Source organism: Patescibacteria group bacterium (assembly GCA_041649475.1).
Lineage (GTDB): Bacteria > Patescibacteriota > Patescibacteriia > Magasanikbacterales > GWA2-37-8 > JBAZNA01.
In genome coordinates this window covers 697814-722162 of the sequence record JBAZNA010000001.1, presented here as the reverse complement: position 1 = coordinate 722162, position 24349 = coordinate 697814, and the positions used below count along the sequence as shown (strand labels likewise).

Annotated in this window: 30 protein-coding genes and 3 tRNA genes; 30 read left to right on the top strand and 3 right to left on the bottom strand. The window is 42.3% G+C overall.

The window, feature by feature from the left end; translation table 11 throughout:
• From WC526_03645 to WC526_03625, 5 genes are all read left to right on the top strand, one after another.
• Positions 1 to 390 (top strand): septum formation initiator family protein, encoded by a 390-nt coding sequence (locus WC526_03645; GenBank protein ID MFA5062213.1) that lies wholly within the window; start codon positions 1 to 3, stop codon positions 388 to 390.
• 22 nt (positions 391 to 412) lie between these two features.
• Positions 413 to 1429: a peptidylprolyl isomerase gene (locus tag WC526_03640; protein MFA5062212.1), complete on the top strand. Its 1017-nt coding sequence runs from the start codon at positions 413 to 415 to the stop codon at positions 1427 to 1429.
• Between the two features lie 36 nt (positions 1430 to 1465).
• Positions 1466 to 1539 (top strand) — tRNA-Gly (locus WC526_03635).
• 30 nt (positions 1540 to 1569) lie between these two features.
• Positions 1570 to 4203, top strand: a complete 2634-nt coding sequence (locus tag WC526_03630; GenBank protein MFA5062211.1) for a valine--tRNA ligase — start codon at positions 1570 to 1572, stop codon at positions 4201 to 4203.
• A gap of 8 nt (positions 4204 to 4211) precedes the next feature.
• Positions 4212 to 4284: transfer RNA gene (locus WC526_03625), tRNA-Thr, on the top strand.
• Positions 4285 to 4518: 234 nt separating this feature from the next.
• Here the strand turns inward: WC526_03625 and WC526_03620 are convergent.
• The gene (locus WC526_03620) at positions 4519 to 4827 is read right to left on the bottom strand and encodes a hypothetical protein (GenBank protein ID MFA5062210.1); all 309 of its coding nucleotides are present in this window, start codon (positions 4825 to 4827) and stop codon (positions 4519 to 4521) included.
• A gap of 125 nt (positions 4828 to 4952) precedes the next feature.
• Between WC526_03620 and WC526_03615 the strand changes: the two genes are divergently transcribed.
• From WC526_03615 to WC526_03515, 21 genes are all read left to right on the top strand, one after another.
• The gene (locus tag WC526_03615) at positions 4953 to 5414 is read left to right on the top strand and encodes a hypothetical protein (GenBank protein ID MFA5062209.1); all 462 of its coding nucleotides are present in this window, start codon (positions 4953 to 4955) and stop codon (positions 5412 to 5414) included.
• 24 nt (positions 5415 to 5438) lie between these two features.
• Entirely contained in the window at positions 5439 to 5903 is a 465-nt protein-coding gene (locus WC526_03610; protein ID MFA5062208.1) for a TspO/MBR family protein, read from the top strand.
• Between the two features lie 8 nt (positions 5904 to 5911).
• Entirely contained in the window at positions 5912 to 6499 is a 588-nt protein-coding gene (locus WC526_03605; GenBank protein ID MFA5062207.1) for a DUF4230 domain-containing protein, read from the top strand.
• Between the two features lie 53 nt (positions 6500 to 6552).
• Positions 6553 to 7014: a hypothetical protein gene (locus WC526_03600; protein ID MFA5062206.1), complete on the top strand. Its 462-nt coding sequence runs from the start codon at positions 6553 to 6555 to the stop codon at positions 7012 to 7014.
• A 112-nt stretch (positions 7015 to 7126) separates the two neighbouring features.
• Positions 7127 to 7876, top strand: a complete 750-nt coding sequence (locus WC526_03595; protein MFA5062205.1) for a site-specific DNA-methyltransferase — start codon at positions 7127 to 7129, stop codon at positions 7874 to 7876.
• Positions 7877 to 7878: 2 nt separating this feature from the next.
• The gene (locus WC526_03590; GenBank protein MFA5062204.1) at positions 7879 to 8685 is read left to right on the top strand and encodes an MvaI/BcnI family restriction endonuclease; all 807 of its coding nucleotides are present in this window, start codon (positions 7879 to 7881) and stop codon (positions 8683 to 8685) included.
• Between the two features lie 25 nt (positions 8686 to 8710).
• The gene (locus tag WC526_03585) at positions 8711 to 9433 is read left to right on the top strand and encodes a hypothetical protein (GenBank protein MFA5062203.1); all 723 of its coding nucleotides are present in this window, start codon (positions 8711 to 8713) and stop codon (positions 9431 to 9433) included.
• Positions 9426 to 9944 carry a hypothetical protein gene (locus WC526_03580; protein ID MFA5062202.1) on the top strand — a complete coding sequence of 173 codons (519 nt, stop codon included), beginning with the start codon at positions 9426 to 9428 and terminating at the stop codon, positions 9942 to 9944. The genes WC526_03585 and WC526_03580 overlap by 8 nt, the downstream gene beginning before the upstream one ends.
• A gap of 151 nt (positions 9945 to 10095) precedes the next feature.
• Positions 10096 to 10356, top strand: coding sequence for a hypothetical protein (locus WC526_03575; GenBank protein ID MFA5062201.1), 261 nt, complete (start codon positions 10096 to 10098; stop codon positions 10354 to 10356).
• A gap of 12 nt (positions 10357 to 10368) precedes the next feature.
• Positions 10369 to 10830 carry a PH domain-containing protein gene (locus WC526_03570; protein MFA5062200.1) on the top strand — a complete coding sequence of 154 codons (462 nt, stop codon included), beginning with the start codon at positions 10369 to 10371 and terminating at the stop codon, positions 10828 to 10830.
• 6 nt (positions 10831 to 10836) lie between these two features.
• On the top strand, positions 10837 to 11211 hold the full coding sequence (locus WC526_03565; protein ID MFA5062199.1) for a hypothetical protein: 375 nt from the start codon (positions 10837 to 10839) through the stop codon (positions 11209 to 11211).
• 6 nt (positions 11212 to 11217) lie between these two features.
• A complete protein-coding gene (locus tag WC526_03560) occupies positions 11218 to 12087 on the top strand; it encodes a PD-(D/E)XK nuclease family protein (GenBank protein ID MFA5062198.1) in 870 nt (289 codons plus the stop codon).
• Positions 12088 to 12141: 54 nt separating this feature from the next.
• The gene (locus tag WC526_03555) at positions 12142 to 12516 is read left to right on the top strand and encodes a hypothetical protein (GenBank protein MFA5062197.1); all 375 of its coding nucleotides are present in this window, start codon (positions 12142 to 12144) and stop codon (positions 12514 to 12516) included.
• 11 nt (positions 12517 to 12527) lie between these two features.
• The gene (locus tag WC526_03550; GenBank protein ID MFA5062196.1) at positions 12528 to 12824 is read left to right on the top strand and encodes a DUF5652 family protein; all 297 of its coding nucleotides are present in this window, start codon (positions 12528 to 12530) and stop codon (positions 12822 to 12824) included.
• A gap of 12 nt (positions 12825 to 12836) precedes the next feature.
• Entirely contained in the window at positions 12837 to 13535 is a 699-nt protein-coding gene (locus tag WC526_03545) for a hypothetical protein (protein MFA5062195.1), read from the top strand.
• Positions 13536 to 13565: 30 nt separating this feature from the next.
• On the top strand, positions 13566 to 14246 hold the full coding sequence (gene ftsE / locus WC526_03540; protein MFA5062194.1) for a cell division ATP-binding protein FtsE: 681 nt from the start codon (positions 13566 to 13568) through the stop codon (positions 14244 to 14246).
• 6 nt (positions 14247 to 14252) lie between these two features.
• Positions 14253 to 15167, top strand: coding sequence for a permease-like cell division protein FtsX (locus tag WC526_03535; protein MFA5062193.1), 915 nt, complete (start codon positions 14253 to 14255; stop codon positions 15165 to 15167).
• A 24-nt stretch (positions 15168 to 15191) separates the two neighbouring features.
• Positions 15192 to 15262 (top strand) — tRNA-Gln (locus tag WC526_03530).
• A 121-nt stretch (positions 15263 to 15383) separates the two neighbouring features.
• Positions 15384 to 16547 (top strand): trypsin-like peptidase domain-containing protein, encoded by a 1164-nt coding sequence (locus WC526_03525; GenBank protein ID MFA5062192.1) that lies wholly within the window; start codon positions 15384 to 15386, stop codon positions 16545 to 16547.
• A 110-nt stretch (positions 16548 to 16657) separates the two neighbouring features.
• On the top strand, positions 16658 to 17338 hold the full coding sequence (locus WC526_03520; protein MFA5062191.1) for a LysM peptidoglycan-binding domain-containing protein: 681 nt from the start codon (positions 16658 to 16660) through the stop codon (positions 17336 to 17338).
• A gap of 128 nt (positions 17339 to 17466) precedes the next feature.
• Positions 17467 to 17943: a hypothetical protein gene (locus WC526_03515; protein MFA5062190.1), complete on the top strand. Its 477-nt coding sequence runs from the start codon at positions 17467 to 17469 to the stop codon at positions 17941 to 17943.
• Here WC526_03515 and WC526_03510 read toward each other — a convergent pair.
• Complete coding sequence (locus WC526_03510; protein ID MFA5062189.1) at positions 17938 to 19131, bottom strand: hypothetical protein; 1194 nt, start codon at positions 19129 to 19131, stop codon at positions 17938 to 17940. The two genes, WC526_03515 and WC526_03510, sit on opposite strands and share 6 nt — an antisense overlap.
• Positions 19132 to 19203: 72 nt before the next feature.
• On the bottom strand, positions 19204 to 19704 hold the full coding sequence (locus tag WC526_03505; GenBank protein ID MFA5062188.1) for an RNA polymerase sigma factor: 501 nt from the start codon (positions 19702 to 19704) through the stop codon (positions 19204 to 19206).
• 104 nt (positions 19705 to 19808) lie between these two features.
• On the opposite strand from WC526_03505, the gene WC526_03500 reads away from it, so the two are divergent.
• From WC526_03500 to WC526_03485, 4 genes are read left to right on the top strand one after another with little or no spacing between them, the layout of a single operon-like run.
• A complete protein-coding gene (locus tag WC526_03500; protein MFA5062187.1) occupies positions 19809 to 20486 on the top strand; it encodes an FkbM family methyltransferase in 678 nt (225 codons plus the stop codon).
• Positions 20483 to 21817, top strand: a complete 1335-nt coding sequence (locus WC526_03495; GenBank protein MFA5062186.1) for a hypothetical protein — start codon at positions 20483 to 20485, stop codon at positions 21815 to 21817. The genes WC526_03500 and WC526_03495 overlap by 4 nt, the downstream gene beginning before the upstream one ends.
• A 1-nt stretch (position 21818) precedes the next feature.
• The gene (locus tag WC526_03490; protein ID MFA5062185.1) at positions 21819 to 22148 is read left to right on the top strand and encodes a hypothetical protein; all 330 of its coding nucleotides are present in this window, start codon (positions 21819 to 21821) and stop codon (positions 22146 to 22148) included.
• Positions 22145 to 24331, top strand: a complete 2187-nt coding sequence (locus WC526_03485) for a hypothetical protein (protein ID MFA5062184.1) — start codon at positions 22145 to 22147, stop codon at positions 24329 to 24331. Before WC526_03490 ends, WC526_03485 begins: the two co-directional genes overlap by 4 nt.
• The last annotated feature ends 18 nt before the right edge of the window (positions 24332 to 24349 follow it).

The following is a 24349-nucleotide window of genomic DNA, read 5'->3' as shown; positions in this document are numbered from 1 at the left end:
ATGGTTTCCGAAAGCGGATGGAAAAAATTTTTTGGTTCGCGGATATTTCTGCTGATAGCGGCCATAATGGCAATTATGGTAATTTTTGCTTACGCCCGGGCGTATTTTCAGGACTATCAGGTCCGTCAGGAAATTGCCCAGCTTCAGGCCGACGCCGGCAATCTGGAAGCCAAAAAAATTCAGCTGTTGGAGGTCTTAAAATACGTTAAATCAAGCGATTTTGTGGAGGCCAAGGCGCGCAGTGAACTGAATATGATCAAGCCCGGAGAGCAGGTCGCGGTTATTCCCAGCCAAGGCAGAGCCGGTGACAATAGACAACAAAAAGCGGATATGGTAAGCTTAAGTGACGTTCCAAACTATATAAAATGGTGGAATTATTTTGTCCATTAAAATAATAATAAATAATTTATCTATGGAGACAACAACAAACACAGAGGGAGGAGAAGTAAAATCTAAGTCAAATTTTAGAATGTTTTTATTCGGTTTAATCGGGCTGGTCGGTTTGGTGATTTTGGGCGCCATCGCTTTTGGCACTTACCGGGCATATGCTCAAGTGGCCACTGATCCGTTTACCGCCACCGTTGCCAGCATTTTGCGTTTGCCGGCTTTGAAAGTCGGCGACCAGAAAGTTTTGTATTCCGATTACTTGAGTGATTTGAAAGCCATCCATGTCATGCAACAATATGACAAGGCCAATAACGGCCCGGGCGCCGAGTTAACCGCGGAACAAATGTCCGATCAGGTTTTATTGCGCCTGTCCAATATGATTTTGGTAAACAAAGCGGCTAAAAATTATAACCTTTCAGTGACCGACAAAGACATCAGTGATCTGAAAGCCCAGATGTTGCAACAATTCAAAGATGAAGCCGATGCCAACGCGCAATTGATGAAAAGATACGGTTGGACAATGGCCCAGTATCAGGAAAAAGTAATGAAGCCGTTTATTTTGCAGAATAAATTATCAGACGCGATTGCCGCTGATCCGACTTTGCAAACCGATATCAGAAATCAAGCCCAGCAGGTCTTGAGTCAGATTTTAAACGGCGCTGATTTCGCGACCATGGCGAAACAATACGGTAGTGATGCCACGGCCGAACAGGGCGGGGACTTGGGCTGGTTTGGCAAAGGCGATATGGTACCGCAATTTGAAACTGCCGCTTTCTCTTTGAAAAAAGGCGAGGTTGATCCGGTTTTGGTTGAAACACAATTTGGATATCATATAATCAAGCTGGTTGACAAGCGCACCACCACTGCCAAAGACGCCACTACCGGCAAGTCAGTGACAAAAGACGAGATTCGCGCCAGTCATATTCTGTTTCCGTATTTGGATTTGGGCACATATTTAGATAGGATCTCCAAGCAGACAGATTACCATCTGTATATCAATGTTCATAATCCGTTTTTACCAAGCACCAGTACACAACAATAAAGCGCAGGGGTCGCCTAAAGGCGACCCCTTTGAAAAGCGGGATTATTACAATGGTAGTATGTGACCTTCCCAAGGTTAAGACGCGGGTTCGATTCCCGTATCCCGCTCCAGGCGCGCCAGCGCCGGTTTAAATAGTTTTTATGCGCGAATTATCCAAGGCCTACGAGCCAAAAAATTACGAGGATGAGATTTATAAAAAATGGGAGCAGTCCGGATTTTTTAATCCGGATGTTTGCGTCAAAAAAGGCGTGGCCGGGCCAAAAGCGAAGCCGTTTTCCATTGTTTTACCGCCGCCGAACGTCACCGGAACTTTGCATTTGGGTCATGCGACCATGCTCGCGATTGAAGATGTGATGGTGCGCTATCACCGCATGAAAGGCGACAAAACCCTGTGGGTGCCGGGTACAGATCATGCGGCCATTGCTACACAGGCAAAAGTTGAGAAACTACTCATCGGGCAGGGAATGAAAAATCCGCGGGCCGAACTGGGCCGGGAAAAATTTTTGGATGAAGTAAATAAATTTGCGCAAAAATCTCATGACACGATTGTTAGTCAGTGTAAAAAAATGGGCTCGTCTTTGGATTGGAGCCGCGAGGCGTTTACACTGGATGATAAGCGCAACTTGGCCGTGCGCACGGTTTTTAAAATGATGTATGACGATGGTTTGATTTACCGCGGCTACCGGATTGTGAATTGGTGTCCGAGCTGTCATACCACTTTGGCGGATGATGAGGTGGAGTATAAAGAACAGAAAGCGAAATTATACACCTTTAAATACAGCAAAGATTTTCCTTTTGCGATTTCTACCACCCGGCCGGAGACAAAATTAGGGGATACGGCCGTGGCTGTCAATCCGAAAGACAAGAGATATAAAAAATATATTGGCCAGGTTTTTGAAATTAAAAAATTTGCCGGCGGGCCGGATTTGAAAATAAAAGTAATTGGCGACGCGCAGGTGGATATGGATTTCGGCACGGGCGCATTGGGTGTGACTCCGGCGCACAGTTTGGTTGACTACGGCATGGCGATAAAAAATAAATTGGAAATAATTAAAATTATTGATGAAGACGGCAAAATCACCGACAAGGCCGGTTCGCAGTACGCGGGTTTAGGCGTGGTTGAGGCGCGAAAAAAAGTGGTGGAAAATTCGCGCACGGCCGGAATTTTGGAAAAAGAAGAAGATGCACAAAATAACTTGTCGGTTTGTTACCGTTGCGGCACGCCGATTGAGCCGCTCCCATCACAGCAATGGTTTATTGACGTAAATAAAAAAATCGCGCGCCGGAAAGCGAGTTTGAAACAACTGATGCAAAAAGTGGTGAAAGACAAAAAGATTGAAATCATTCCGGACAGATTTGTTAAAATATACTTTCACTGGATAGATAATTTGCGCGACTGGTGCATTTCCCGCCAGATTTGGTATGGGCACAGAATTCCGGTTTGGTATCGGACCGGGCCAAAGGCGGAAGAAGTTTATGTGGGCGTGGAAGCGCCAAAAGGCGAGGGCTGGAAACAGGATCAAGATACCTTGGACACTTGGTTCAGTTCGGGTTTGTGGACTTTCTCCACTCTGGGCTGGCCGGAAAAAACCGAGGACTTAAAAAATTATCATCCGAATTCAGTGATGGAAACCGGCTATGATATTTTATTTTTCTGGGTGGCGAGAATGATTTTGATGACCACCTATGTTTTGGGCGAAGTTCCGTTTGAAAAGGTCTATTTGCACGGTTTGGTGCGCGACGAGCAGGGGAGAAAGATGAGCAAATCATTGGGTAATGTGATTGACCCTTTAGATATGATCGCCAAATACGGCACAGACGCGACCCGACTGTCTTTGCTTATTGGCAACACACCGGGGAACGATATAAAACTATATGAAGAAAAAATTGCCGGTTTTAGAAATTTTACGAATAAACTTTGGAATATTTCCAGATTTATTTTATTAAATATTGAGGCGCCAAAAGCCGACGCAAAAGAGCCGACCGCAAAAACCCTGGCTGATAAATGGATTTTAAATAAATTACATCTAATTGTAGGTGAAACTACCAAAAATATTGAGGACTTTAATTTTTCTTTGGCAGGGGAGAGATTGCGTGATTTCACCTGGGGGGACTTGGCTGATTGGTACTTGGAGATTGCCAAAATTGAAGGCAATAAATCAGAAGTTTTAAATTATATTTTAAATACAATCTTAAAACTCTGGCATCCGTATATGCCGTTTGTGACGGAAACGGTTTGGAAAGAAGTTTACGGACAGGATAATTTGCTGATGGTGGAAAAGTGGCCGATAGCACAAACTAAATCAAAGGCGGATAAAGAAGTAATAAAATTTGAAAAGATTATCCAGCCGATCGTGACCGGAATCAGGGCACTGCGGGCGGATTACAAAATTGAGCCGGGGAAAAAATTGTCCGCGCATATCAGCGCCGGCACCGAAGTTAAAACTATAAAAGAAAAAGAGCAGGTCATAAAAAATCTGGCCCGTTTGGAAAACTTGGAAATAAAAGAAAAACTTAATAAGCCGAAAGACGCCATCGGATTTGTCATATCCGGAATTGAGGTGTATATTGATTTATCCGGCGCGGTTGACGTGGAAAAAGAAACGGCGCGCATAAATAAAGAAACGGCTGATTTGAAAAAATATATTTCCGGATTGGAAAATAAGTTGGCGAATAAAGATTTTATAAAAAACGCGCCAAAAGAAGTTATAGCCAAAGAAAAGGAAAAGTTAAATGAGGCCAAAGAAAAAATGAATAAATTGACGAACCGGTAAACAAAGGCGCCGATGTAGCTCAGTTGATAGAGCAATCGCTTCGTAAGCGATAGGTCGTGGGTTTGATCCCCACCATCGGCTCAATGCCCTCTTGACAGGTTTAACTCATACTTATACAGTATATATATCTTGCCCTTGTGGAACAGACCTCGCTCCTTTTCTGCCTCAGGCGGACCGTCTTTACCAAAGGAGCCGGTCTTTCCCTCCCGCAGGGTGACTAAAAATAATTTTTAAAAAAAAATGAGCCGGTGGCGCGAAGGCCTACCGGCTTTTTGATTCTGGACATGACCGTTGTTGACCTGTAGGGCAGCGGCGCTAGATGTGCCCGCCGTGCTGCCGGTCGTGAGCCGACTTCAACTCCTGCTGGAGCTGTTCCATCTCCTCGCAGAAGCGACCCGTCACGCCCACCGGCACCTCCACGTCCTGGAGCTGAAAGGCGTCGGAAAAGTGCCGCAGCCGCTCGTACGCCATCTCCTCTATGTCCAGCCAGAGCTTGGCGATTCTATGGCGGAGCTCCGCGGGGTATTCCTCCAGGCCCTTGAGGTATGACGGAAAGACCTCCATGAACTTCGCCTGCAACTGGCCGAACGTGATCACGCCGTTTGCGGTGCCGTTTTTGGTCATGTCCTCTCCTTCGTTGGTTGATTACTTTAAAATAATTTTTCGGTTTTGTCAAGCAGGAGGGTTGGCTTGTCAAAAAAGTCAAAAAAAGGTAGAATTAGAGCAGAGATTTTAACTGTCAAAAGATTATGGAAAATTTAGATAACCGCATACCGGTAATAGACCTGGAGGACAAGACCACGCAGGTTGAATTAGAAAAAGAGATGGTCGCGCAGGCCATTCATGAAGCTTTAAGATTTGGCAAACCCGTGGCTGATCTGCAAAATTTTGAAAATATTGAGGAGGTTTCGGAGAAAGTCAAAAGCGTGTTTATTTATCAGGATCACGAGGACTATTTAGCCGATCATCAGGAGATACCTTTGGATGAAGATTTGAGGGATAATAAAAATTTGGTTTGGGTGACGGTTTCTGAAAAGACCATGATTTCAAGTATGCTGGTGCCAATCAAGGTTACGTACTTTATTGATAAACAAGGGATAGAATCTACTAAAGATTTTATTAAGCAGTTTAAAAATAATAATAAGGAGTCGGAGGTAAAAGGGGTTGAAGCATATTTTTACTCGGTTGATATCAGAGGAGATATAAATTAAGTTTATATTTTTTCTAATTTTTTTATGCGTTTTAAAGCCAATTACATAATCATTCCACTGGCCACGATTGCCACGATGGTAGCGGGCGGTTTGGTGACGTATTTCAACATGGGCTGGTATCGGTCCATAAATTTGCCCACATTTACCCCATCCGGCGGTTTTATTGGCGCGGTTTGGACGGTTTTGTTCATTCTGACCGCCATTTCGGCCCTAATTGCCATGAGTAAGGCCTGGGGGCGGAGAAAGACAGGTATCGGCGCGGCGCTCGTCGTTAATGCCCTTTTAAACGTGTTCTGGAGCGTGTTGTTCTTTGGTCTGCATCTGCTTGGCCCGGCTGTCTGGGAGGCCGGTTTATTGGGCATTTCCGTGTTGGTTTTGATTGTGATGATTTGGCCGATTTCCAAATTCGCGGCCTGGCTTTTGGTGCCATATCTGGCCTGGGTGGGGTTTGCGACTTTTTTGACATATAGTGTAATGAGATTAAACTAAACCATGCTATGAAAAAATTCATTTACGCTGTCGTTATCGTCTTTTTAATTTTTGCAGCCGGCCTATTTATCGGCTGGTGGGCCACAAGAAGTGTTGGCCAGACAAAGGTCTCAAGCCAGTCAATCCTCACCGCCCTGCGCGACCGCGGATTTTTGGTTACGCAGACAAATGTTTTGAATGAGTCCATAAAAATTTCCACCCAGCAGGACACTTTTTGGCAACGGCTTTTGTGGGGGCAGGTGATAAACGCGTATGGGGTGGTTGAAGTAAATACCGGAGTTGATCTGGCCAAGCTTAAGGAAGAAGATATAAAAATCAATGGAAACAAAATCACGGTTTACATTCCTTCCGTGGAAATTTTTAATTCGCGGTTGGTGGGGGATATTACTCTGCAAAACAGCCAGGGGATTTTGAAACGCATTTTTGAAAATGATAACGGCTACAATCAGGCCATGAATGAACTGATAAAACAGGCGACGGATGCAGTTTCGGCTCCGGGACAGATGACTGCTGCCAATCAGAAATCAATAGACGAGGTGGCGCGATTGGTGGGCTATATTTCGGAGGGGAAAGAGGTTGGGGTGGAGGTGAGGTAGGGTAGGTGACTGAACATTGACAATTTGGCCGATTTATGTCAGGGTACGGGTCTATGGAGAACACATCCGCGCTCGGTGATTTAATCGGTCTGGCTATGCTTTGTTGGTTATTGTATGTAATAATCAAGCATTCTCGTACTGATCACAAAGACCAAAAGCAGAGCCCAAGTTGTAAGGTATATAACATTTTTTCTTATACCGGTTTTGATTTTGGACAGTATAAGTTATTTAGAAGCGAACTGCAAAGATCTTTTGAATATTATAGATGGAGAGTGCAAGTTTTATTTAGAGCAGGTTATAGATGTCAGAGATGCGGGTGCAAGTATGCTCTTGAGGTGCATCACAAAAAAACATTGTGTCAGATTGTAAGAAGTAATCGCATTACTTCAGTCCCTGAAGCTATAAATTGTTTTGAGTTGTGGGATGTGGAAAATGGTGAGGTGCTCTGTAAATACTGTCATGAAAAAGAAGGCAGTTCTGTGTATTTTTTAGAAAAACACGGCCGGTTGGCCTAAATGGAACGTTTTTTCAAATTACTACTCACCCCTTGCAAAGGGGTGAGTTTTGTGTTTGTAAACTCAAAAGAAAAAGGGTAAAATATACTTGCTAGTTTATAATATAGGGTTTATGAAGCAACTCGATAGTTTTGTTAATAAAATTATTTGTGGCGACACTGTTCAGATACTAAAGCAAATTCCTGACGGAAGTGTTGATTTAGTTGTAACATCGCCCCCGTATAATTTAAAAAATTCAACTGGTAATGGCATGAAAGACGGGCGAGGTGGCAAATGGGCAAATGCGGCCCTACAAAAAGGATATAGTCATCACAATGATTGCATGCCACATGAAGATTATGTTAAGTGGCAGCGAGATTGCCTAAATGAGATGATGAGGATCATCCCGGAAGACGGTGCAATTTTTTATAATCACAAATGGCGAGTACAAGCCGGAAAATTACAGGACAGACAAGATATTATTTCCGGTTTTCCAGTTCGGCAAATAATCATTTGGAGACGGAAAGGTGGTTTTAATTTTAATGCTGGTTATTTTGTGCCAACATATGAAGTGATTTATTTAATTGCTAAACCAAAATTTAAGTTAGTGCCCAAAGCGAATGGGTACGGCGATGTATGGGAATTTACCCAAGAGATGAAAAATGAACACCCCGCCGCTTTTCCAGTTGATTTGATTGACAGAATTGTCACATCTACCAGTGCAAAAGTTATTTTGGACCCTTTTATGGGTTCGGGCACAACCGCAATATCCGCTATAAACTTTAACAGAAATTACATCGGAATTGATATATCACCACAATATTGTGCTATGGCAAAAGAACGTATAAAAAAACATAAATCCCAAATAAAATTAAACTTCTAAATATGCCACGTGCAAAACAAACATTAAATCTTTTTACTAAACCAATTTTGATTGAGGAATTTAAACGAATAGCTGGGATGGGTTGGATACCAAATGCCCGCAAAGGTAACCATGGCGGAATTGGTAATACGCTAGAAGACCTGCTAGGCATTAAAGAAAATAATTTACCAATTCCGAATGCGGCCGAATGGGAATTAAAAGCGCAGCGATTAAATTCAACATCGCTTACAACGCTTTTTCACACTGAACCATCACCACGCGCAGTTCGTTTTGTGCCACAGGTATTATTACCAAAATACGGCTGGGCTCATGATGAGGCCGACAAATTATATCCTAAAAACGAAATGAGTTTTAGACAAACTATTCATGGCAAATCACGAAGCGACCGTGGTTTTATGGTAGTCATTGACCGACGAGAAAAAAAGATATTGATTTCTTTTGAAGCAAAAAGTGTTGACCCAAGACACAAGGTATGGCTGCAATCAGTTAAAAAGCGTGTTGGTTTGGGTGAATTAGATCCGCAACCATACTGGGGTTTTGATGATCTTGAACATAAAGCCGGAACAAAATTACTAAACTGCTTTTATGTACAAGCGGATGTTAAAATAGAACGCAAAAAAGAATATTATCACTATTCTAAAGTGATGATGTTGCAAAAATTCAGCTTTGAAGGCTTTTTAAAAGCGTTGGAAGACGGGGACATTTTGGTGGATTTTGATGCAAGAAGTGGCCACAATCATGGTACTAAATTTAGAATGAGACAAAATTGTTTACCAAAACTTTATGAAAAAGTAACTATTATATTGTGATAAATAATTTGTTAATCTAATTTATATGGCAGATACTAAAATAATTAAACATACCCTAGAGATTCGTTTAAAATTTAGGAAGTTCTCTTTCTTGGATTTAAAAGGGCAATTGACAGATGCTATTATAGCTAAAAATAAGGATTTCACTAAAATAAAAATAATGGACGCTAGGATAGACGTCGCAAATGAAGATTTAACTGAATTTATTTTTTTTAGTATTGAAAATTTCGGTTTACAAATTGATGGCTCATTGGACTTTGGCGAGTTTAAAAACAAAACAGAAAAATTATTTAAAATTATAAAAACCTTTGATAAATATCCGATCAATACTTTAATTCGTGTCGGCACAAAAAGTTCAATATTGAATTTTAATAGCGCAGATAACTTGGATAATCTAAAAACGGCATTTAAAAACAAAATGTTTAAAAATTATGAATCATTCGAAAAAAACACAGGTGCTAAACTGATTGATTTCGGTTTTTCTTTTAACGACTGCGAATATGATGGTGGAAAATTTAATATACTAATGGGACCGGTAACAACCGAAGAAGCGATAAATAGATTTTTTAGTAAAAAACAGGTGTATGCAGATAAGTATAAAAAAGAATGCGGCACGTACTGCGAAATAGATTTTTTTCAAAATAAAGAGTTGACCACCAATTTACAAGATTTGGAAAGCTTATGCAAAGACAATATAGATTCGATCGAACACATACATGGTGGCTTTTTGAAGTATTTATATGAATAACGGAACGGCAAACAGAATCAATGAGGATGAAAAACGTGGTACTGGCATTGATATTAGCGAAAGTGGTTTTAAGGGTATAGTTCCACAAGAAGAAAGCTCCGGTGGTATTTTAGCACAAGCAGGGACATCTTCAGAGGGGAAACCAGATATGGGCGGACCGACAGGCGATCCATGGGGTACACGCTACTGGAATGGTATCTTCGAAAAACTAGAGGAAAAGTTACCGTTTACAATTGTCTTGCTTAGCTTAATTGGCTATGTTGTTATAAGCGCCTTTGGGCAGATGAATAATTTAAAAAAGTATGGCGGTTACCTCTTATTTTTGATGTTACTATTTATTTTTTATAAAAGTCAGGTGAAAAAAAACGATCGAGAAAATAAGCAAAATTATAGATTTAATTGGTTTTTTATAATAGGATTCATAATATTATTTGGAATTTTATTGTTACTAATCAAACTTAATTGGTTATTGATAATTGACCACCTCGCTAAAACTATTTGCGGCGTTTAAAAAAAAGTTGAATATTTACCTTGGTCAATACAGGTTCGTACTTACTCCACCACCTCGAGCAAAATTTTTTTATTGCTCAACATTAGTGTATTATGGTAAGATATTCTTGCCGTATATTTTATTTTTATCCTTAATTTTAAACCCATCCTATATGCCCACCCTCCCCCAATCATCCACCGACAACACTTTTAAACTCATCGTCATCGTCCTTTTCTGCCTGCTGGCAGCAGGCTTTTTGTATGCCGGCGTCGGTTTGGTGTATTCCGGCATCAAAGGCGATTGGCTGATCTCCATGGAATGGCAGGGCTGGAAACTCTACGCTTCTAGCATCTTCCCGGGGCTATCAGTTGTCTTCGGCGGCATTGCTTTGGTTATTTGGGGCCTACCAAACGCATTAAAGAAATTTAGATAACTAATTTATATTATGTACGACTTTAAAAAAACGTATAAAATGTCAAACTCTTTGCTTTTGTACGCTGCGGTCAAGATAGCTCTGTTGTTATTTTTAGTAACTGTACCAATCTTATTATTTGCTTCGAAGTATTGGGTCGGATTTTTTGTGGTTCTACTGGTTATTATTGGGGCCCCTGTTTTTATCAGATTTTTTATCGATTTCCAATTTACTTCCTTCTTTCTTGATCAGGGAAGTTTAACTATAAATTGGGGCATGTTTATAAAAAAATCTAAATCTATAGCATTTGATAAAATCCAAGATATAAAAACTATCAGTGGCCCTTTGATGGGTTTGTTTAAACTTGCACGGATAAGTATTTGGACAGCTTCACTATCTCAAGTTGGTGATAAAAATGAGTTGCACCCAGATGGGTTATTATATCTGGGCAAAGAAGACGCGAATTTGCTCAGAGAACTAATGATGAAGAAATAAATATATATGTCCGAAAACGAAAAAGCGCATGAAGCGGCGATAGAAAGCGCTTTAAAAACTATTAAAGACGGTTTGCAATCTCGGCTCAAAGAACTTTTTACTAAAAAAAATCAGCCGTTTGATTTTGATACCAGCGATTCTGTGGAAGAGATTGAGGAAATATTTACCGGCGTAATTGTTGATGAGTTGTTTGATTTTGCGATTATTGACAATGCGCCGGAAAACGCGGACTTGCGCGAGCAGCATTTGTTCGCTAATCCCGTAATCAACGGCGAGCCAAAGAGTTTGGTGATAAAATACGGTGTTAATGTAGACAATCTGAAGTTTATTTATTATTTTGAATCATTAAGTATTAAAGACGCAGGCACTGCCTACGCGTAAATAACTATGCCTCCGGACAGATACACCGCAGTTTGGGTTTCACACACTTCAATCAGTGATTTTTTGCGCTGTCCGAAAGCGTATTATTTGAAAAATGTTTATAAAGATCCGGTGACAAAACATAAAATAAAAATAATGGCTCCGGCGCTGGCGCTGGGCCAGGCCGTGCATGAGGTTTTGGAATCATTATCGGTTTTGCCGACTGAACAGCGCTTCGCAAAGTCGCTAATAGAAAAGCTGGACACGGCTTGGGAAAAAATTCGCGGCAAAAAAGGCGGCTTCCAAAGCGACGAGGTTGAATATGTTTATAAACAGCGCGGAGAGGAAATGCTTCGCCGGGTGATGAGGAGTCCGGGCCCGCTCGCCACGCTTTCCGTAAAAATCCAGCAGGATCTGCCGTCGTATTGGCTTTCTGAAGAAGAAAATATTATTTTGTGCGGGAAAATTGACTGGCTGGAATATTTGCCCGACACCGACAGCGTTCACATTATTGATTTTAAAACCGGGCGCAACGAGGAAGAGACCGACTCTTTACAACTGCCGATTTACCATTTGCTCGTGCACAATTGCCAGAAGCGAAAAGTGACCAAAGCCAGTTATTGGTACTTATTTTCCAGCGATAATTTAACCGAAAAAACCCTGCCCGACCTAAACGAAGCGCAAAACAAAATTTTGGAAATCGCCAAACAGATGAAACTGGCCAGACAACTGAACCGGTTTAAATGCCCGAACGGCGACGACGGCTGTCCGGCTTGCAAACCCCTGCAGGCGATTATAGACAAAGAGGCGGAGTTTGTGGGCGAGGATGCCTACGGAAAAAGCGATGTTTATATCCTGAAATCGGCTGAAAACGACAGAGAAAGCATGATCTTGTAAAAACCCTGCCATAAGGGTAAAATATAGACATATTAATGGAGAGGGGGTGAACTTATGCAATGGGGAAAAGCAATTGGATACGGGGTTTTTATCTGGGTACTGATGTTTGTAATCGTATCCGTGTTTATCGGCTTTAACATCTACGGCAGCACATGGATGGAAATACTAATCGCCATAATCGGCGGTATTATCGTCTATATCATGGCCGGCAAGGTGAAACCGACGACCTCGGGCATGGCTGTGGGATATGGTGTTACTTGGGCGGTTTGTTCAATAATTTTGGATCTTATCGTGACCATGCGGTTTAATCCGGCAATATTTTCCAATTGGGTAATGTGGCTGGGTTACGCGATAGTGATTTTTGTGCCGCTACTTCAGGTTAAAAAAGGCGGAGCGTCAGCAACGCCAACCGGAAATGAAACTATTTAATAATTATTTTTATGCCTATCTCAAATTATCTGATACAATCGCAGGCAGCCGCCTCCGGAGACACGCAGTGGTTCGCGGCCTACGCCGGAATTTTTGTTTTTGTAATGATCGCCTTGGTTGTTTGGTCTCTTATCTGGAAGGCCTGGGCGCTGTGGATTGCCGCTCGCAAAGGCAGTAAGGCCTGGTTTGTAATTCTGTTAATCTTCAACACCTTGGGCATCTTGGAAATTTTATACATCTTTGTCTTCAGCAAGAGCGCCAAGAGCCCGGTGGTATCGGGTTCAAGTTCAGGGCCGGTCGTAAAATAAGTTAGAACAAATATGGTTCTCGCGCGCGAATATTATCCGCCTGATTTTATTGACGCCAATTTGATCAAATTGCGCCAAGCCCGAAAAAAGGGGCTTGACTCCTATTTGCATAACGCGGGTTTGTCTTTGGATGATTTGGTCGGCAAAGACGTGCTTGATGTCGGCGCCGGCGCCTTTGCCTATTTTGGCGACGGCATCAGACAGCTTGAAGAAAGCGGCCTCAAGTTAAATTGTAAAGTCGTTTCCGTTGATGCCGGAAAATTTTCCAACCCGAAAGACATTGCGCAGGGAGCCAATAAAAAATTAGGAGAGACCGAATTTGAAAATTTAAAATTAAAAAAGAAATTTGATTATATATTTTCAAATTTCAGCACGCCCTATAGTTTTTATAACACCAATCAAAGCGGGGCGGGTGAGTGGCTAGACGCCGAGGACGGAAAAAATCTGGATAAGAAAATCGGCGCGATTTTAAAATCAGCAATGGCGCATTTAAAATCGGGTGGAAAGGCGGTTTTTTATCCGATCTATGAAGGTGAAGTTGATTTCGGCAAAGGCGGCAAAAGAAATTTTGGGGATTTGAAAAATATTATCGCCAAAGAGCTTGACCGTTTTAATAAAAAAGTTTCTTACAGCTTTGAGCCGGTGCAGTCAGTCACTCCGGGCTTGCCGCCGGCGGAAAGATTAGTAATTATCCCCACTGGTCGCCTTTAGCGATGCTTTTTTCTGTGCTATAATAGCTCTATGATAAAAATCAGCGGAGTAACAAAAATTTATTCCACCGGCACGCCCGCTTTACGCAATATAAATCTCCACATTGAAGCCGGAGATTTTGTGTCTATTGTCGGACAGAGCGGCACCGGCAAGACCACCCTGGTGAAACTATTAATTGCCGAAGAAAGGCCGTCGCGCGGTAAGATTGAAATCGGCGGCTGGGACATTTCCAGTATCAGTTCAAACAACGTCCCATATTTGCGCCGGCAAATCGGCGTGGTTTTTCAGGATTTCAAACTTTTGCGCAAAAGAACGGTTTATGAAAATGTGGCCTTTGCCCTGGAAGTGGCCGGAGAAAAATATGAGCGCATCCACCAAACCATTCCGCAGGTTTTGGATATCGTCGGTTTAAGTGAGAAAGGGGACAGCTATCCGAATCAGCTCTCGGGCGGAGAACAGCAGCGGGTAGCCATCGCGCGCTCGTTGGTGCACCGTCCGAAAATTATTGTGGCCGACGAGCCCACTGGCAATTTGGATTCCATTAACGCCGCCGAAATTGTTGAAATACTTAAAAAAATAAATGAATTCGGCACCACCATTATTTTGGTCACGCATAACCGTGAAATCGTTAATCATTTAAAACGCCGCGTGATCACTTTGCACGGCGGCGAAATTATCAATGACGAAGAATCAGGAAAATATCGTTTGTAAAATTTTATGATTTTTGTTTCTTTTTTTCGGTTAATAAAATACGCACTTCAGGATTTGGGGCGCAATATTTCTTTGGCGTTCATGACTGTTTTTATTCTGACCCTAATGCTACTCTCTATAAATACTTTATGGTCCATTGATGTGATTACCAAAGAGGCGATTGGCGCGGTCAAACAGCAGATTGACGTGAGCGTGTATTTTTTGCCCACAGCCACAGACCAGCAGGTGAACGAAATCCAAACGTACGTGAAAAAATTCCCGGAAGTTGTGGGTTTGGATGTTCAGTCGAGCGATGAGGTGTTGCAGACCTTTAAAGATCAAAACCAGGCGCAGACCGAGGTCATGGACGCTTTAAACGAGCTTGGCACCAATCCGTTTGGCTCAACTTTAATTATCAAAACCAGAGATCCGGGAGATTATACAAAAATAATCAGCGCGCTCAACGTGCCTGAATATAAAGACATTATAGAGTCAACCAGTTTTGACAAACACGAACAGGCAATCAGCAAACTGCAAAGTATTATTACCCGCATTGAAGAAGTTGGCTTGGGGCTCACGGCCATGTTTGCTTTGATTTCATTTCTCATCATTTTCAACACGATCCGCGTGGCCATTAACACCCAAAGGTTTGAAATCAGCATCAAGCGATTGGTTGGCGCCAGCAATTGGTTTATTCGCGGGCCGTATCTGATAGAGTCGATTTTGTTTACTATTTTAAGTGTCGGTCTTACTATTGGTTTGGTGTTTTTGGGACTGAAATATCTTGATCCGTATTTGGCCGAGGTGATGCCAAATGGCTTTCTCTTGACAAATTACTTCAAATCCAATATCCTTATGCTGTTTGGCGTTCAGACCCTGGCTGTCCTGGTTTTAACGGTTGTCTCCAGCGGTTTGGCTATGCGCAAACAGTTGAAGGTATAAAACTTCCTTCATAAAATTAAAAATTCCGAGGTCGGCCAACGGCAAGCCGGGACCCTTTGAAGGTCCTTATCCTGGTTCGAATCCAGGCCTCGGAACAATTCTGCACCCCCAAAACCCTGTCAAACGTATCAAATATTGACAGGTTATTTTTTAACTGTAAAGATAAGAGTAGATAAGTATGAGTTTACTATGTAACCATCTACTAACACAGCCAATATGAAAAATGATATAAAAAATAATGTAAAAATAGCGGGAGTAATTATTCTTTTAGCCGGTCTGGCGCTGATGGTTTATGATATCTCTACGGCCCAGGATCTTCAAACCCAGAACACAGAGGAATCGCAGACCATAAATGTCGTCAAGCAAGACGCCCCGGCAGTGGTTAGCATTCTGGCTTCGCAAAATGTTTCCAGTGTTCAGCAGTGCGGTCTGGATTTTCCGGCATCACTGCAGGCGCAGTGTCTAGAGACGAGCGCTGGCGCCAGCACGACCCTGCAAAGAATCGGCGCGGGCAGCGGATTTTTGGTTTCGGCGGACGGATTTATTGTGACCAATAAGCACGTTGTGGATACTATCGGCGCAGTATACACGGTGATTTTAAATGACAGCGCCCATGCCGGACAGGAAGTTAAAGCTCGTGTGGTGGCGACTGATCCCAGCAATGACATTGCCATTTTGAAGATAGACAACATCAGCGGTTTGCCGTTTTTAACCTTTGGCAATTCCGATAATCTTCAGGTTGGACAAACCGCCATTTCCATCGGCTATGCTTTGGGGCAGTTCAATAATTCGGTCAGTAAAGGCGTGGTTTCGGGATTGATGAGAAATGTTACGGCTCAAGGTGACAATCCTTTACAAACTGAAGATCTCCACGGCGTTATCCAAACCGATGCGGCCATTAATCCGGGCAATTCCGGCGGACCGTTGCTTGATATTGCCGGCAATGTGATTGGTATGAATGTGGCTACGGCTGATGCGCCGGGAATTGGATTCGCTTTACCCGGTAATTTAGTGAAACGCGATTTGGATCAGGTGATTTCCGGCGGTCAGTTAAGTGATTTTAAGATCCCGTTTATTGGAGTCAGATACGAACCGGTGACAATTGAACTGCAGACCAATATGAATTTGCCATACAGCTACGGCATGCTGGTTATCAAAGGGGATAGAGCGAACCAGCCGGCAGTCGCGCCGGGTTCGCCGGCGGCTCAAGCAGGAATAAAAGCGGGTGATATTATATTGACAGCAGATGGAAAGCAATTAAATGAAAATTATTTGCTTTCAGATGTTGTTAATCAACATAATGTCGGAGATACAATTGAGCTTCAGATCTACAGGAATGGCCAGACCCTGGATGTAAGTGTGGTTTTGGCCGGTAAATAATTATAGAGGGCCTACGCCTCTTAGTTAAGCGACTTTATATTCATGAGACATAAAGTCGTTTTAGTTTCGTCAAGTATAGTGTAAAGCAGTTAATTAATGTAATTGTGAATATGAATCTAATTAAGAGAATTTCTTACGGCATGGCCTCTTTAGCGGCTGCGGCTGTCGTAAGTATAGCGCCGGTGGCGCAAGCACAGGTAAGCAGTGATGTGTTTGGCAATATCTCGGGTTCCAACTTGGGATTAGGCCAATTATTTGTGCTTGACAGGTTGTTTGCCGGCAGTAACGGAATTTTGAACAGCAGAACAAACGGTTTTGTTTATGTTGTCCAATCCGGTGACACCCTAAGGTCAATAGCAGCCAGATACTTAGGTAACGCAAACTTATATGGACAAATCGTGGCGGCAAATAATATTTCTAATCCTAATATAATTAATCCCGGACAGCAGTTGGTGATTCCGACTGCCAATACGACAGTTTACTCCAATGGAGTTAACACTGGCGGAGTCCTTAACACCGGGAATAATCTTGGAAATTTATTTGTCTTAGGTCGTCTATTCGGCGGCAACCAGCCCATGAATTTGGGAGATTACCTGATTATGGACCAATTGTTTAACAATGGCGCATACGGCAGTATTGGCGGTAGTGGCGTTGTTAATACCGGCGGTGGTACCAGCTTAGGTGATATGTTCATTCTTGATCAGCTGTTTGGCGGCAGTAGTGTACCGTCAACGGTTGTCCCGGTCGCACCTTCTGTTCCTTCCTCTCCAGCGCCAAGTAGCGGGTATTAATTCCTCCTACAGTTGGCAAAGCAAAAAGGGCGGCCAAATGCGCCGCTCTTTTTGGTTAAAAGGAATTTGACAAGAGCATAGCAGAAATTATACTGTAGAAGTATGACTTTATCTTAACATTATAATTTATGAAAAAGAATTTAATTTTAGTTTCTGTAGTGAGCGGAGCGTTGCTCCTGGTCGGGGCCGGTTGCGCCAGTTCAAGTGCGCCGGTTTCCTATAATAATCAGCCAGCCACTAATAATCAGCCAACTACAACAGCAAACACCGGAACCGATATTGCCGGGCTTATGAACAGCATGAAAAGCGCCAGCGGCTTAAATTTTTCCAATTCAGAACCGAATAATCTCTCCTGGATTATTCAGAATCAGAAAGGCGTCGGCGGACAAATGATGCAAGCCAGCAATATAACCGATACTCAAGAAAAAACAGTTGAAAGTTATTTGATTAGTCAGGGTTTTAGGCCTGACCCTATCAATTCCTTTGTGTCTGACACCTCAACCGCTTCCATCGGATACACTAACGGAAGCACGGTTTGCAGTATCAACGGGCAGCTGTTAAATCCGGGTTATTATAACCTGAAGATTACTTGTGGAAATTTATGATGAGGTTTGGGTCGTTGCCAATCCCTGAACGGAAATAGTAATGACGGATATGCCTTTGTCGTTAAGATCTTTTATCAACCCGGCTGTGTGCTCGGCTCCGAAAATGATGATTCCCGTATCAAGATTTTGTGATTTTAAATTCTGCGCAAAATTATCAGCCGCATCTTCATTGCGCTGATTTAAAACCACATCCGTCAGCTGGTCGTTGTTTTTACTGATCAAGGTCCGAATCTGTGTGGTGTCGGTTATTGAACTATAGGGGTTATCAGCGCGGGAGGGAGATGAAGCAGACGCCTCCGAAGCGTTTTTAACCTTATCCAAAGTTTGCAGCTGGTGGTAGGTGTCTTTTAATTGGTTGACTGCGGTTGAGGCGGCGGCGTCTGTGCCGGCTATGGTAACTAAAGAAGGGAAGTAGCTTTCCAGGGGTTGTGATTTTTGTCCGCCCAGCGTTGAGAGTAATGCGAGCATTGAGGCATTGGTGCTAGCGCCCGAAACAGAGGCAGAAGCCAGTTGGCTGCCTCCGCCCAATTGTGTTAGGCGGTCGTTTAGATACACATAGTCGCGGACTATATTGGCACTGGCTTCTCTAGTGGAACTATTTTCAGCGCCGTAAAGAGCCAGGTCGTTTCCTTCGGCCTTAAGTTGATATGGCGCGCCGGCTAGGGCAATATCCCTGTCTAAATAGGAGATTATTTTATTTGTCTGGTTAAAGAAGCCGGTAAGGCATGTTTGATTGGCTGAATTATTTTGCGATAATATTTTATTTAGGTTTGAGCTTTCCTCCGCGAATTGATTTCTTAATTTTATTTCCTGATTTAAGTTGCTGATTTTGTCGGCCGGCACCGGTCCGTTCAGGTCGCCTTCAGCCAAGACGAAGTTTATGTGGTTTTGATTATATAGTTGTGAGATAACGTTATAGATTTGATTTTGAACCACAACGGCGTTGTTATTTTTCGGGTCGGCGATCTCACTGCCCGGGTACCTGTGAGATTGCGGCAACACAATGGCTGTGGCCCAAGAACTTGTGGCCGGATGCTGTTCCATTGTAACGGGCAAATTGTTTAGATTTTGAAGGTTAAGAGTTGAGTTAGCCGCGCTTTGGCTGACTGGGCTGATGGGGCTGATGGGGGCGAAGAAATTAGTTAATAAAGATATAGTTCCTATAAAAAAAGCTATGATTTTGGTCATGGTTTTTAATGATAAGAATTAAATACGAGTATCTAGCTTAACAGCCGGTAACAGAGCTGTCAAGCAGAGCAGTTAGACCTCATGCAGGCCGCCTTCAGCCAGGATTTGTTTTAATTTTTTAAGGCCGCGATAGATTTTTACTGATATTTCATTTTGTGATTTTCCTAAAACTTGTGCGATTTCTTTTGGTTTCAACTCTTCAACATAACGCAAAAGTAGGGGGGCGCTGTAGTCCTTTCTTATTTGTTTGATGACATTTATCAACCACTCTTCATCCAAACCGAAATTTTCCACTTTTCCGGCCGGTTCAAAACCATTGTCCATCATAATGTCCAGCGACACTTCTTTTTGTTTCCGGGAATAATCGATGATTATATTGTTAGCCGTGTGATAGAGAAAGCTTCTGACATTAGCGATACTGTTGCCTTTAAGCAGGTAGGTGTATAAATGCAGAAAAGTTTCCTGGGTCAGATCTTCAGCTGTTTCTTTGTCATAAACCCTGTACAGGCAAAATTTGAGTATTGAATCAGCATGCGAGTTATAAGCTTTCAGCATCTCTTCCTCTATATTCATACTTATCTTTTACTCATGCTCTATAATAGGTAATGTATTATTGAGGGTTTAAAATGACAAGCACAACCTTGAAAAATTCGCAGTTTAAGGTAAAATATTGATATATGGAAATTAATTATAAAGATTGGCATTTTAATTTGCGCGATGAGGCCGACGCCAGCGTTTTTAATGAGATTTTTAAATATAAAGAATACCGGGCGGCCGATTTTGTGATCAAGTCGGCGAAGTATCCGATAGTTGATGTGGGCGCTCATGCCGGTTTTTTTGTTTTTTATTGTAAAATGCTGGGTGGTAAGGCGAAAATTTTTGCGCTTGAACCGGAACCGAACAATTTAAAATTACTGCAAAAACATGTTAAAGCCAATAAACTGAAAGGTGTTTATGTAATTAGCGGGGCTTTGGCGGGAGAAAGCGGCAAAAGATTATTGGAAATAAGCGCCGATTCGCATAATCACAAACTGGCTGACGGGGAGATAAAGGAAAATTCAATAAAAGTTCAAGCATATTCATTGGCGGATTTTTGCCGGCAAAATAAAATAAAAAAGATATCTCTTTTGAAGATGGATATTGAAGGCGGGGAGTATGAGGTGTTTGAAAACCTTAAAGCCAGCGATTTAAATATGGTAAATTTCATCATTTTGGAGTATCATAATGGTAAGGAATATCAGCAAATTGAGCAAAAACTGCGCGAAAACGGTTTTGGCGTGCAAATATTTCCTTCAAAGTTTGACAGAACAATGGGATTTTTATTTGCTAAAAATAAACGATTTAATAGTATATGACGGAGGCAGAACAAAAGGCCTGGATTGTGGCCGTAGATATGGGTTATGGACATCAAAGAGCCGCTTATCCCTTGCGGGGTCTTTCACCGACCGGCAAAGTCATAACCGCCAACAATTATCAGGGCATACCAAAAAAGGACTTTGACGTTTGGAATAATTCGGAAAAGTTTTACGGATTTGTTTCCCGGCTTTCCAACGTGCCGTTAGTCGGCAGTTTTTTGTTCGGGCTTTATGACAAGGCCCAGCGCATCGCTGATTTTTATCCGCGCCGGGATTTATCCAAGCCGACTTTTGAAATGACGCAGATGTATAAATGGATACATAATGGCTGGGGAAAAGATTTTATTGATTATTTGAACACCAAAAATATTCCTTTAATCACCACTTTTTTTACGGTTTCTTTTTTTGCCGAAGAGCACGGTTTTAAAAATGATATCTATTGTGTTTTGTGCGATGCTGACATCAGCCGGGCCTGGGTGGCGCTGAATCCGCAAAAAAGCCGGATAAAGTATCTGGCGCCTTGCCGGCGGGTGGTTGATCGTCTGAAATTATACGGGGTGCCGGCGGAAAATATATTTTTAACCGGGTTTCCATTGCCGGAAGAAAATTTAGGCGGACCGGGACTTAAGACCCTGAAGGCGGATTTGTCCGATCGCGTCGTTAATCTTGATCCTGACAAAAGATACCGACAAAAATATTGGGAAACGATCAATAAATTTTTAAAGGACGTAAAAAAAGAGCATCAGCATCATCATCCGCTCACCTTGACTTTTGCCGTGGGCGGAGCCGGTGCGCAAAAGCACATAGCTATTGATATTTTAGCGAGTTTGAAAAAGAAATTGCATAATGAAGAGATTAATCTTAATTTGGTGGCCGGTTCGCGCAATGATGTTTATACATTTTTTAAAGAACAGATACGAATCAGCGGACTCTGCAAGCAATTGGACAGAAACATAAAAATAATTTTTGCCACGGAAAAAGAGGATTATTTTAAAGATTTTAGCGAACATCTTAAGACGACCGATGTGCTGTGGACCAAACCGAGCGAACTGGTGTTTTATACCGCTTTGGGCACCCCGATAATTATGGCGCCTTCGCTGGGCTCACAGGAAGTATTTAACAGAACCTGGTTGAAAACAATCGGCGCCGGCATCTCCCAGAATAATCCGAAATATACCAATGAATGGCTCTATGATTGGGTGGAAAGCGGCTGGCTGGCCGAGGCGGCCATGGCCGGATTTTTGGACGGCCGGCAGTTTGGCGTGTTTAATATCAAAGATGTTGTCTTTAACGGAGTGAAAGAGCCGACCAAGAGCTATCAGCTTTTATAATATGCCCGCAAACGGCGATAATGAAATTGGAAATTTGCTTGAACAGATTTTTGTTTTTGAGCCCGAATTTAGGGCTCAAATTTTAGATAAGGTAAAAGCCGGGCTGGCGCCGGAACGTTTGGCTAAATTGAAAAATATTTTGGCAGATACGATAAAATGGCAAACCGGAGTGCTGGCCAGAAAAATAAAACAGGACAAAGATTTTTTAAGAAGATTTTCCGCGCAAAAAAAGAAAATAGATCACGCACTTATCAGTGAACGCGCCCAGACGCTCAAAGATAATGATTTTAAAAAAATGCAAACTATTCTTTTAAAGATAAAAAGCATATGAGAAAAGAAGCGATTGCCAAAAACGAATCAGAGCAAACAGTTCCTAAATCGGCCAAACCGACTGCCGAAGAGCAGGCCAGGGAGCTTTTGGCGATGGTGGAAAAATATTCTAAAGAATTAAATGGCCACTACGAGGCGCTTAAAGCGCAACTGACCGAATTTTTAAAATTGAATAAAGAGGAAATGGACGAGCTAAACGGCATTAAAATGGAAATAGTTGATTTATTGGTGAACGCGGAAAACGAGGCGATATATCATGAGACCATGAAGGGGCCGGATTGGGTAAACCCGGCCGAACAGCGTCAGACAGAACGTAAAACGGGCGCAGCTGAAATTGCTTTTGCGAAACTGGAAACAGGTGAAATTTTGGATGATAAGGAAAAAAAGATGACCGCTTCCATGCTTGAACGGCGCGATTGGGGCAATGTTTACGGCAATCTGGAGCCGGGAGATGTGGTTATAAACATTTCCGTCCCGGCTGATAAATTTTTGACAATTAAACATCTAAATGACGTTGTTTTCGGCCAGAGCCATGTTGATGAAATGTTAATTGCCGGCAGGAATATTTTAAAAGACCAGTTTAAAAAAGTTTTACTGAAAAGTTTGCCCGAGCTGGATGAAGCACAGATAGATAATTTAGTTTTGGCCCAGGACTATAAAAACAGCGTTTTAAAAATAGACAAGACAACGAATGCTAAATTGGTTGAAGCCGGAATAAATGTTAATGAAATTATTAGTGAGATAAGCGCCGGGGTGAATGAAGCCATGGCCGGAGAAAACGGAGAACAGGAAGGTTTTATATATAAATTATTAAAAACATACAAAAAAACGCCTGAAGGCAAAGCCAAGAAGCAAATTTTGGATGAATTTGAAGAACAGTTCAGGGGTGTCGGCTACCGGCTCAATGCGGGGGTGAGCGAGGTTGGTGAAGCAGATGAAAAAAATATAAATAAAGAGATTGCCCTGTCGGTGGCAAAATCATCAGTGTTAAGCCGGGCAATGGAAATTCACCGGCTGGCGGAAAGTTTGGGTTTGGCGGATTATAAAATTTTTGAAGGCCAAGAAGGGGACTTTGATGCGGCGGTTTTGCGATCTGTAAAAAATTTCTCGAAGTTGGGTAAAGAAATAATGGCAACAAATACCGTGCGCACGGAGGAAGGTGAAGAGCGCCAAATTTTTGAAATTAAAAATGGTGTCCGGTCGTTAAATAAGGATTTGCTTCGGGATGTCAGAAAAGACAAGTTGCACGCGCAAGATTCGGCTCTGTTTGATAAGCTCACTTTATATTACCGCATGCTGAATTTGATGGATTTTGTTAAACCGCATACTGCCGGCGAGATAGAAGGTAAAAAATTGGCGGACGGGTCAACTTTGACGGAAAAATTATCAAAAAATCAGGAATTTGCCGGCGATATTAAAGATAAAGGAAAGTTGGCATCTCTCAAAACACGGCAGGAAGTCGTGAAAACATTAAGATCAAGTGAAAAATCAGAACTGTACACTTCCGATGACGAATTTACCAGCCGGGCTTTAAAAATTGATGACTGCACAATTTTAAGTATTGATTTGCTTGATGTCGGGGTTGATCAACTTTTAAATTATGAGCAGTTGCTGGAGGAAGTGGAAAATTTACCGGAAGAAGAACAGGTTAAGGTCTTCCAAGAGAATGTTTTAAAAGCCAGCGACCAACTGACCGAAAGATTACGATTATTCAGACAAAATATCACCGAGTTGTTAAAAAAGAAAAAACTGGCCAAAGGGGAGGATCTATTTCTTGGCAAAGTGGGCGGAGACGAATTGACTTTGGCTTTGCCGACTCATTTGGTTGACGCTGAATTATTATTTGACGTAAAAGGGGTCTTGCCCGGCACCGGAGCCAGGATTGTTTCCGCCAGAGTGGACAGGGCAAATACCGGTGATAGGTTGGTAGAACATAAAAAAGCCATGGCAAAATCAGAAGCGGGGATTGATAAAGCAAAACAAATTGAGTCAGCGCTGCGCAAACTAGATCAGGTTTTGAATTTTACAATTAGAGAAGATCAGGGCGGCCGTTTTGTGGTGGTCACCGAAGAGGAAGGATTTTTAGATGAAAAAGATTTTGATACGGTTATGGCAGATTTAGACGCTTTGCTGGAGAAAAATAAGCCAGCTACTGCGAAAAAGCGTAAGCTTAAGGCCGCCTAGTTTTATTGCTTAAAACCT

Coding starts and splice junctions, on each gene's coding strand:
- WC526_03600 (MFA5062206.1), top strand. CDS start 6,553: ATGGAGAACACATCCGCGCTCGGTGATTTAATCGGTCTGGCTATGCTT.
- WC526_03605 (MFA5062207.1), top strand. CDS start 5,912: ATGAAAAAATTCATTTACGCTGTCGTTATCGTCTTTTTAATTTTTGCA.
- WC526_03630 (MFA5062211.1), top strand. CDS start 1,570: ATGCGCGAATTATCCAAGGCCTACGAGCCAAAAAATTACGAGGATGAG.
- WC526_03495 (MFA5062186.1), top strand. CDS start 20,483: ATGACGGAGGCAGAACAAAAGGCCTGGATTGTGGCCGTAGATATGGGT.
- WC526_03485 (MFA5062184.1), top strand. CDS start 22,145: ATGAGAAAAGAAGCGATTGCCAAAAACGAATCAGAGCAAACAGTTCCT.
- WC526_03505 (MFA5062188.1), bottom strand. CDS start 19,704: ATGAATATAGAGGAAGAGATGCTGAAAGCTTATAACTCGCATGCTGAT.
- WC526_03515 (MFA5062190.1), top strand. CDS start 17,467: ATGAAAAAGAATTTAATTTTAGTTTCTGTAGTGAGCGGAGCGTTGCTC.
- WC526_03615 (MFA5062209.1), top strand. CDS start 4,953: ATGGAAAATTTAGATAACCGCATACCGGTAATAGACCTGGAGGACAAG.
- WC526_03575 (MFA5062201.1), top strand. CDS start 10,096: ATGCCCACCCTCCCCCAATCATCCACCGACAACACTTTTAAACTCATC.
- WC526_03570 (MFA5062200.1), top strand. CDS start 10,369: ATGTACGACTTTAAAAAAACGTATAAAATGTCAAACTCTTTGCTTTTG.
- WC526_03645 (MFA5062213.1), top strand. CDS start 1: ATGGTTTCCGAAAGCGGATGGAAAAAATTTTTTGGTTCGCGGATATTT.
- ftsE (MFA5062194.1), top strand. CDS start 13,566: ATGATAAAAATCAGCGGAGTAACAAAAATTTATTCCACCGGCACGCCC.
- WC526_03590 (MFA5062204.1), top strand. CDS start 7,879: ATGCCACGTGCAAAACAAACATTAAATCTTTTTACTAAACCAATTTTG.
- WC526_03535 (MFA5062193.1), top strand. CDS start 14,253: ATGATTTTTGTTTCTTTTTTTCGGTTAATAAAATACGCACTTCAGGAT.
- WC526_03585 (MFA5062203.1), top strand. CDS start 8,711: ATGGCAGATACTAAAATAATTAAACATACCCTAGAGATTCGTTTAAAA.
- WC526_03560 (MFA5062198.1), top strand. CDS start 11,218: ATGCCTCCGGACAGATACACCGCAGTTTGGGTTTCACACACTTCAATC.
- WC526_03490 (MFA5062185.1), top strand. CDS start 21,819: ATGCCCGCAAACGGCGATAATGAAATTGGAAATTTGCTTGAACAGATT.
- WC526_03525 (MFA5062192.1), top strand. CDS start 15,384: ATGAAAAATGATATAAAAAATAATGTAAAAATAGCGGGAGTAATTATT.
- WC526_03555 (MFA5062197.1), top strand. CDS start 12,142: ATGCAATGGGGAAAAGCAATTGGATACGGGGTTTTTATCTGGGTACTG.
- WC526_03620 (MFA5062210.1), bottom strand. CDS start 4,827: ATGACCAAAAACGGCACCGCAAACGGCGTGATCACGTTCGGCCAGTTG.
- WC526_03510 (MFA5062189.1), bottom strand. CDS start 19,131: ATGACCAAAATCATAGCTTTTTTTATAGGAACTATATCTTTATTAACT.
- WC526_03640 (MFA5062212.1), top strand. CDS start 413: ATGGAGACAACAACAAACACAGAGGGAGGAGAAGTAAAATCTAAGTCA.
- WC526_03610 (MFA5062208.1), top strand. CDS start 5,439: ATGCGTTTTAAAGCCAATTACATAATCATTCCACTGGCCACGATTGCC.
- WC526_03500 (MFA5062187.1), top strand. CDS start 19,809: ATGGAAATTAATTATAAAGATTGGCATTTTAATTTGCGCGATGAGGCC.
- WC526_03580 (MFA5062202.1), top strand. CDS start 9,426: ATGAATAACGGAACGGCAAACAGAATCAATGAGGATGAAAAACGTGGT.
- WC526_03520 (MFA5062191.1), top strand. CDS start 16,658: ATGAATCTAATTAAGAGAATTTCTTACGGCATGGCCTCTTTAGCGGCT.
- WC526_03550 (MFA5062196.1), top strand. CDS start 12,528: ATGCCTATCTCAAATTATCTGATACAATCGCAGGCAGCCGCCTCCGGA.
- WC526_03595 (MFA5062205.1), top strand. CDS start 7,127: ATGAAGCAACTCGATAGTTTTGTTAATAAAATTATTTGTGGCGACACT.
- WC526_03565 (MFA5062199.1), top strand. CDS start 10,837: ATGTCCGAAAACGAAAAAGCGCATGAAGCGGCGATAGAAAGCGCTTTA.
- WC526_03545 (MFA5062195.1), top strand. CDS start 12,837: ATGGTTCTCGCGCGCGAATATTATCCGCCTGATTTTATTGACGCCAAT.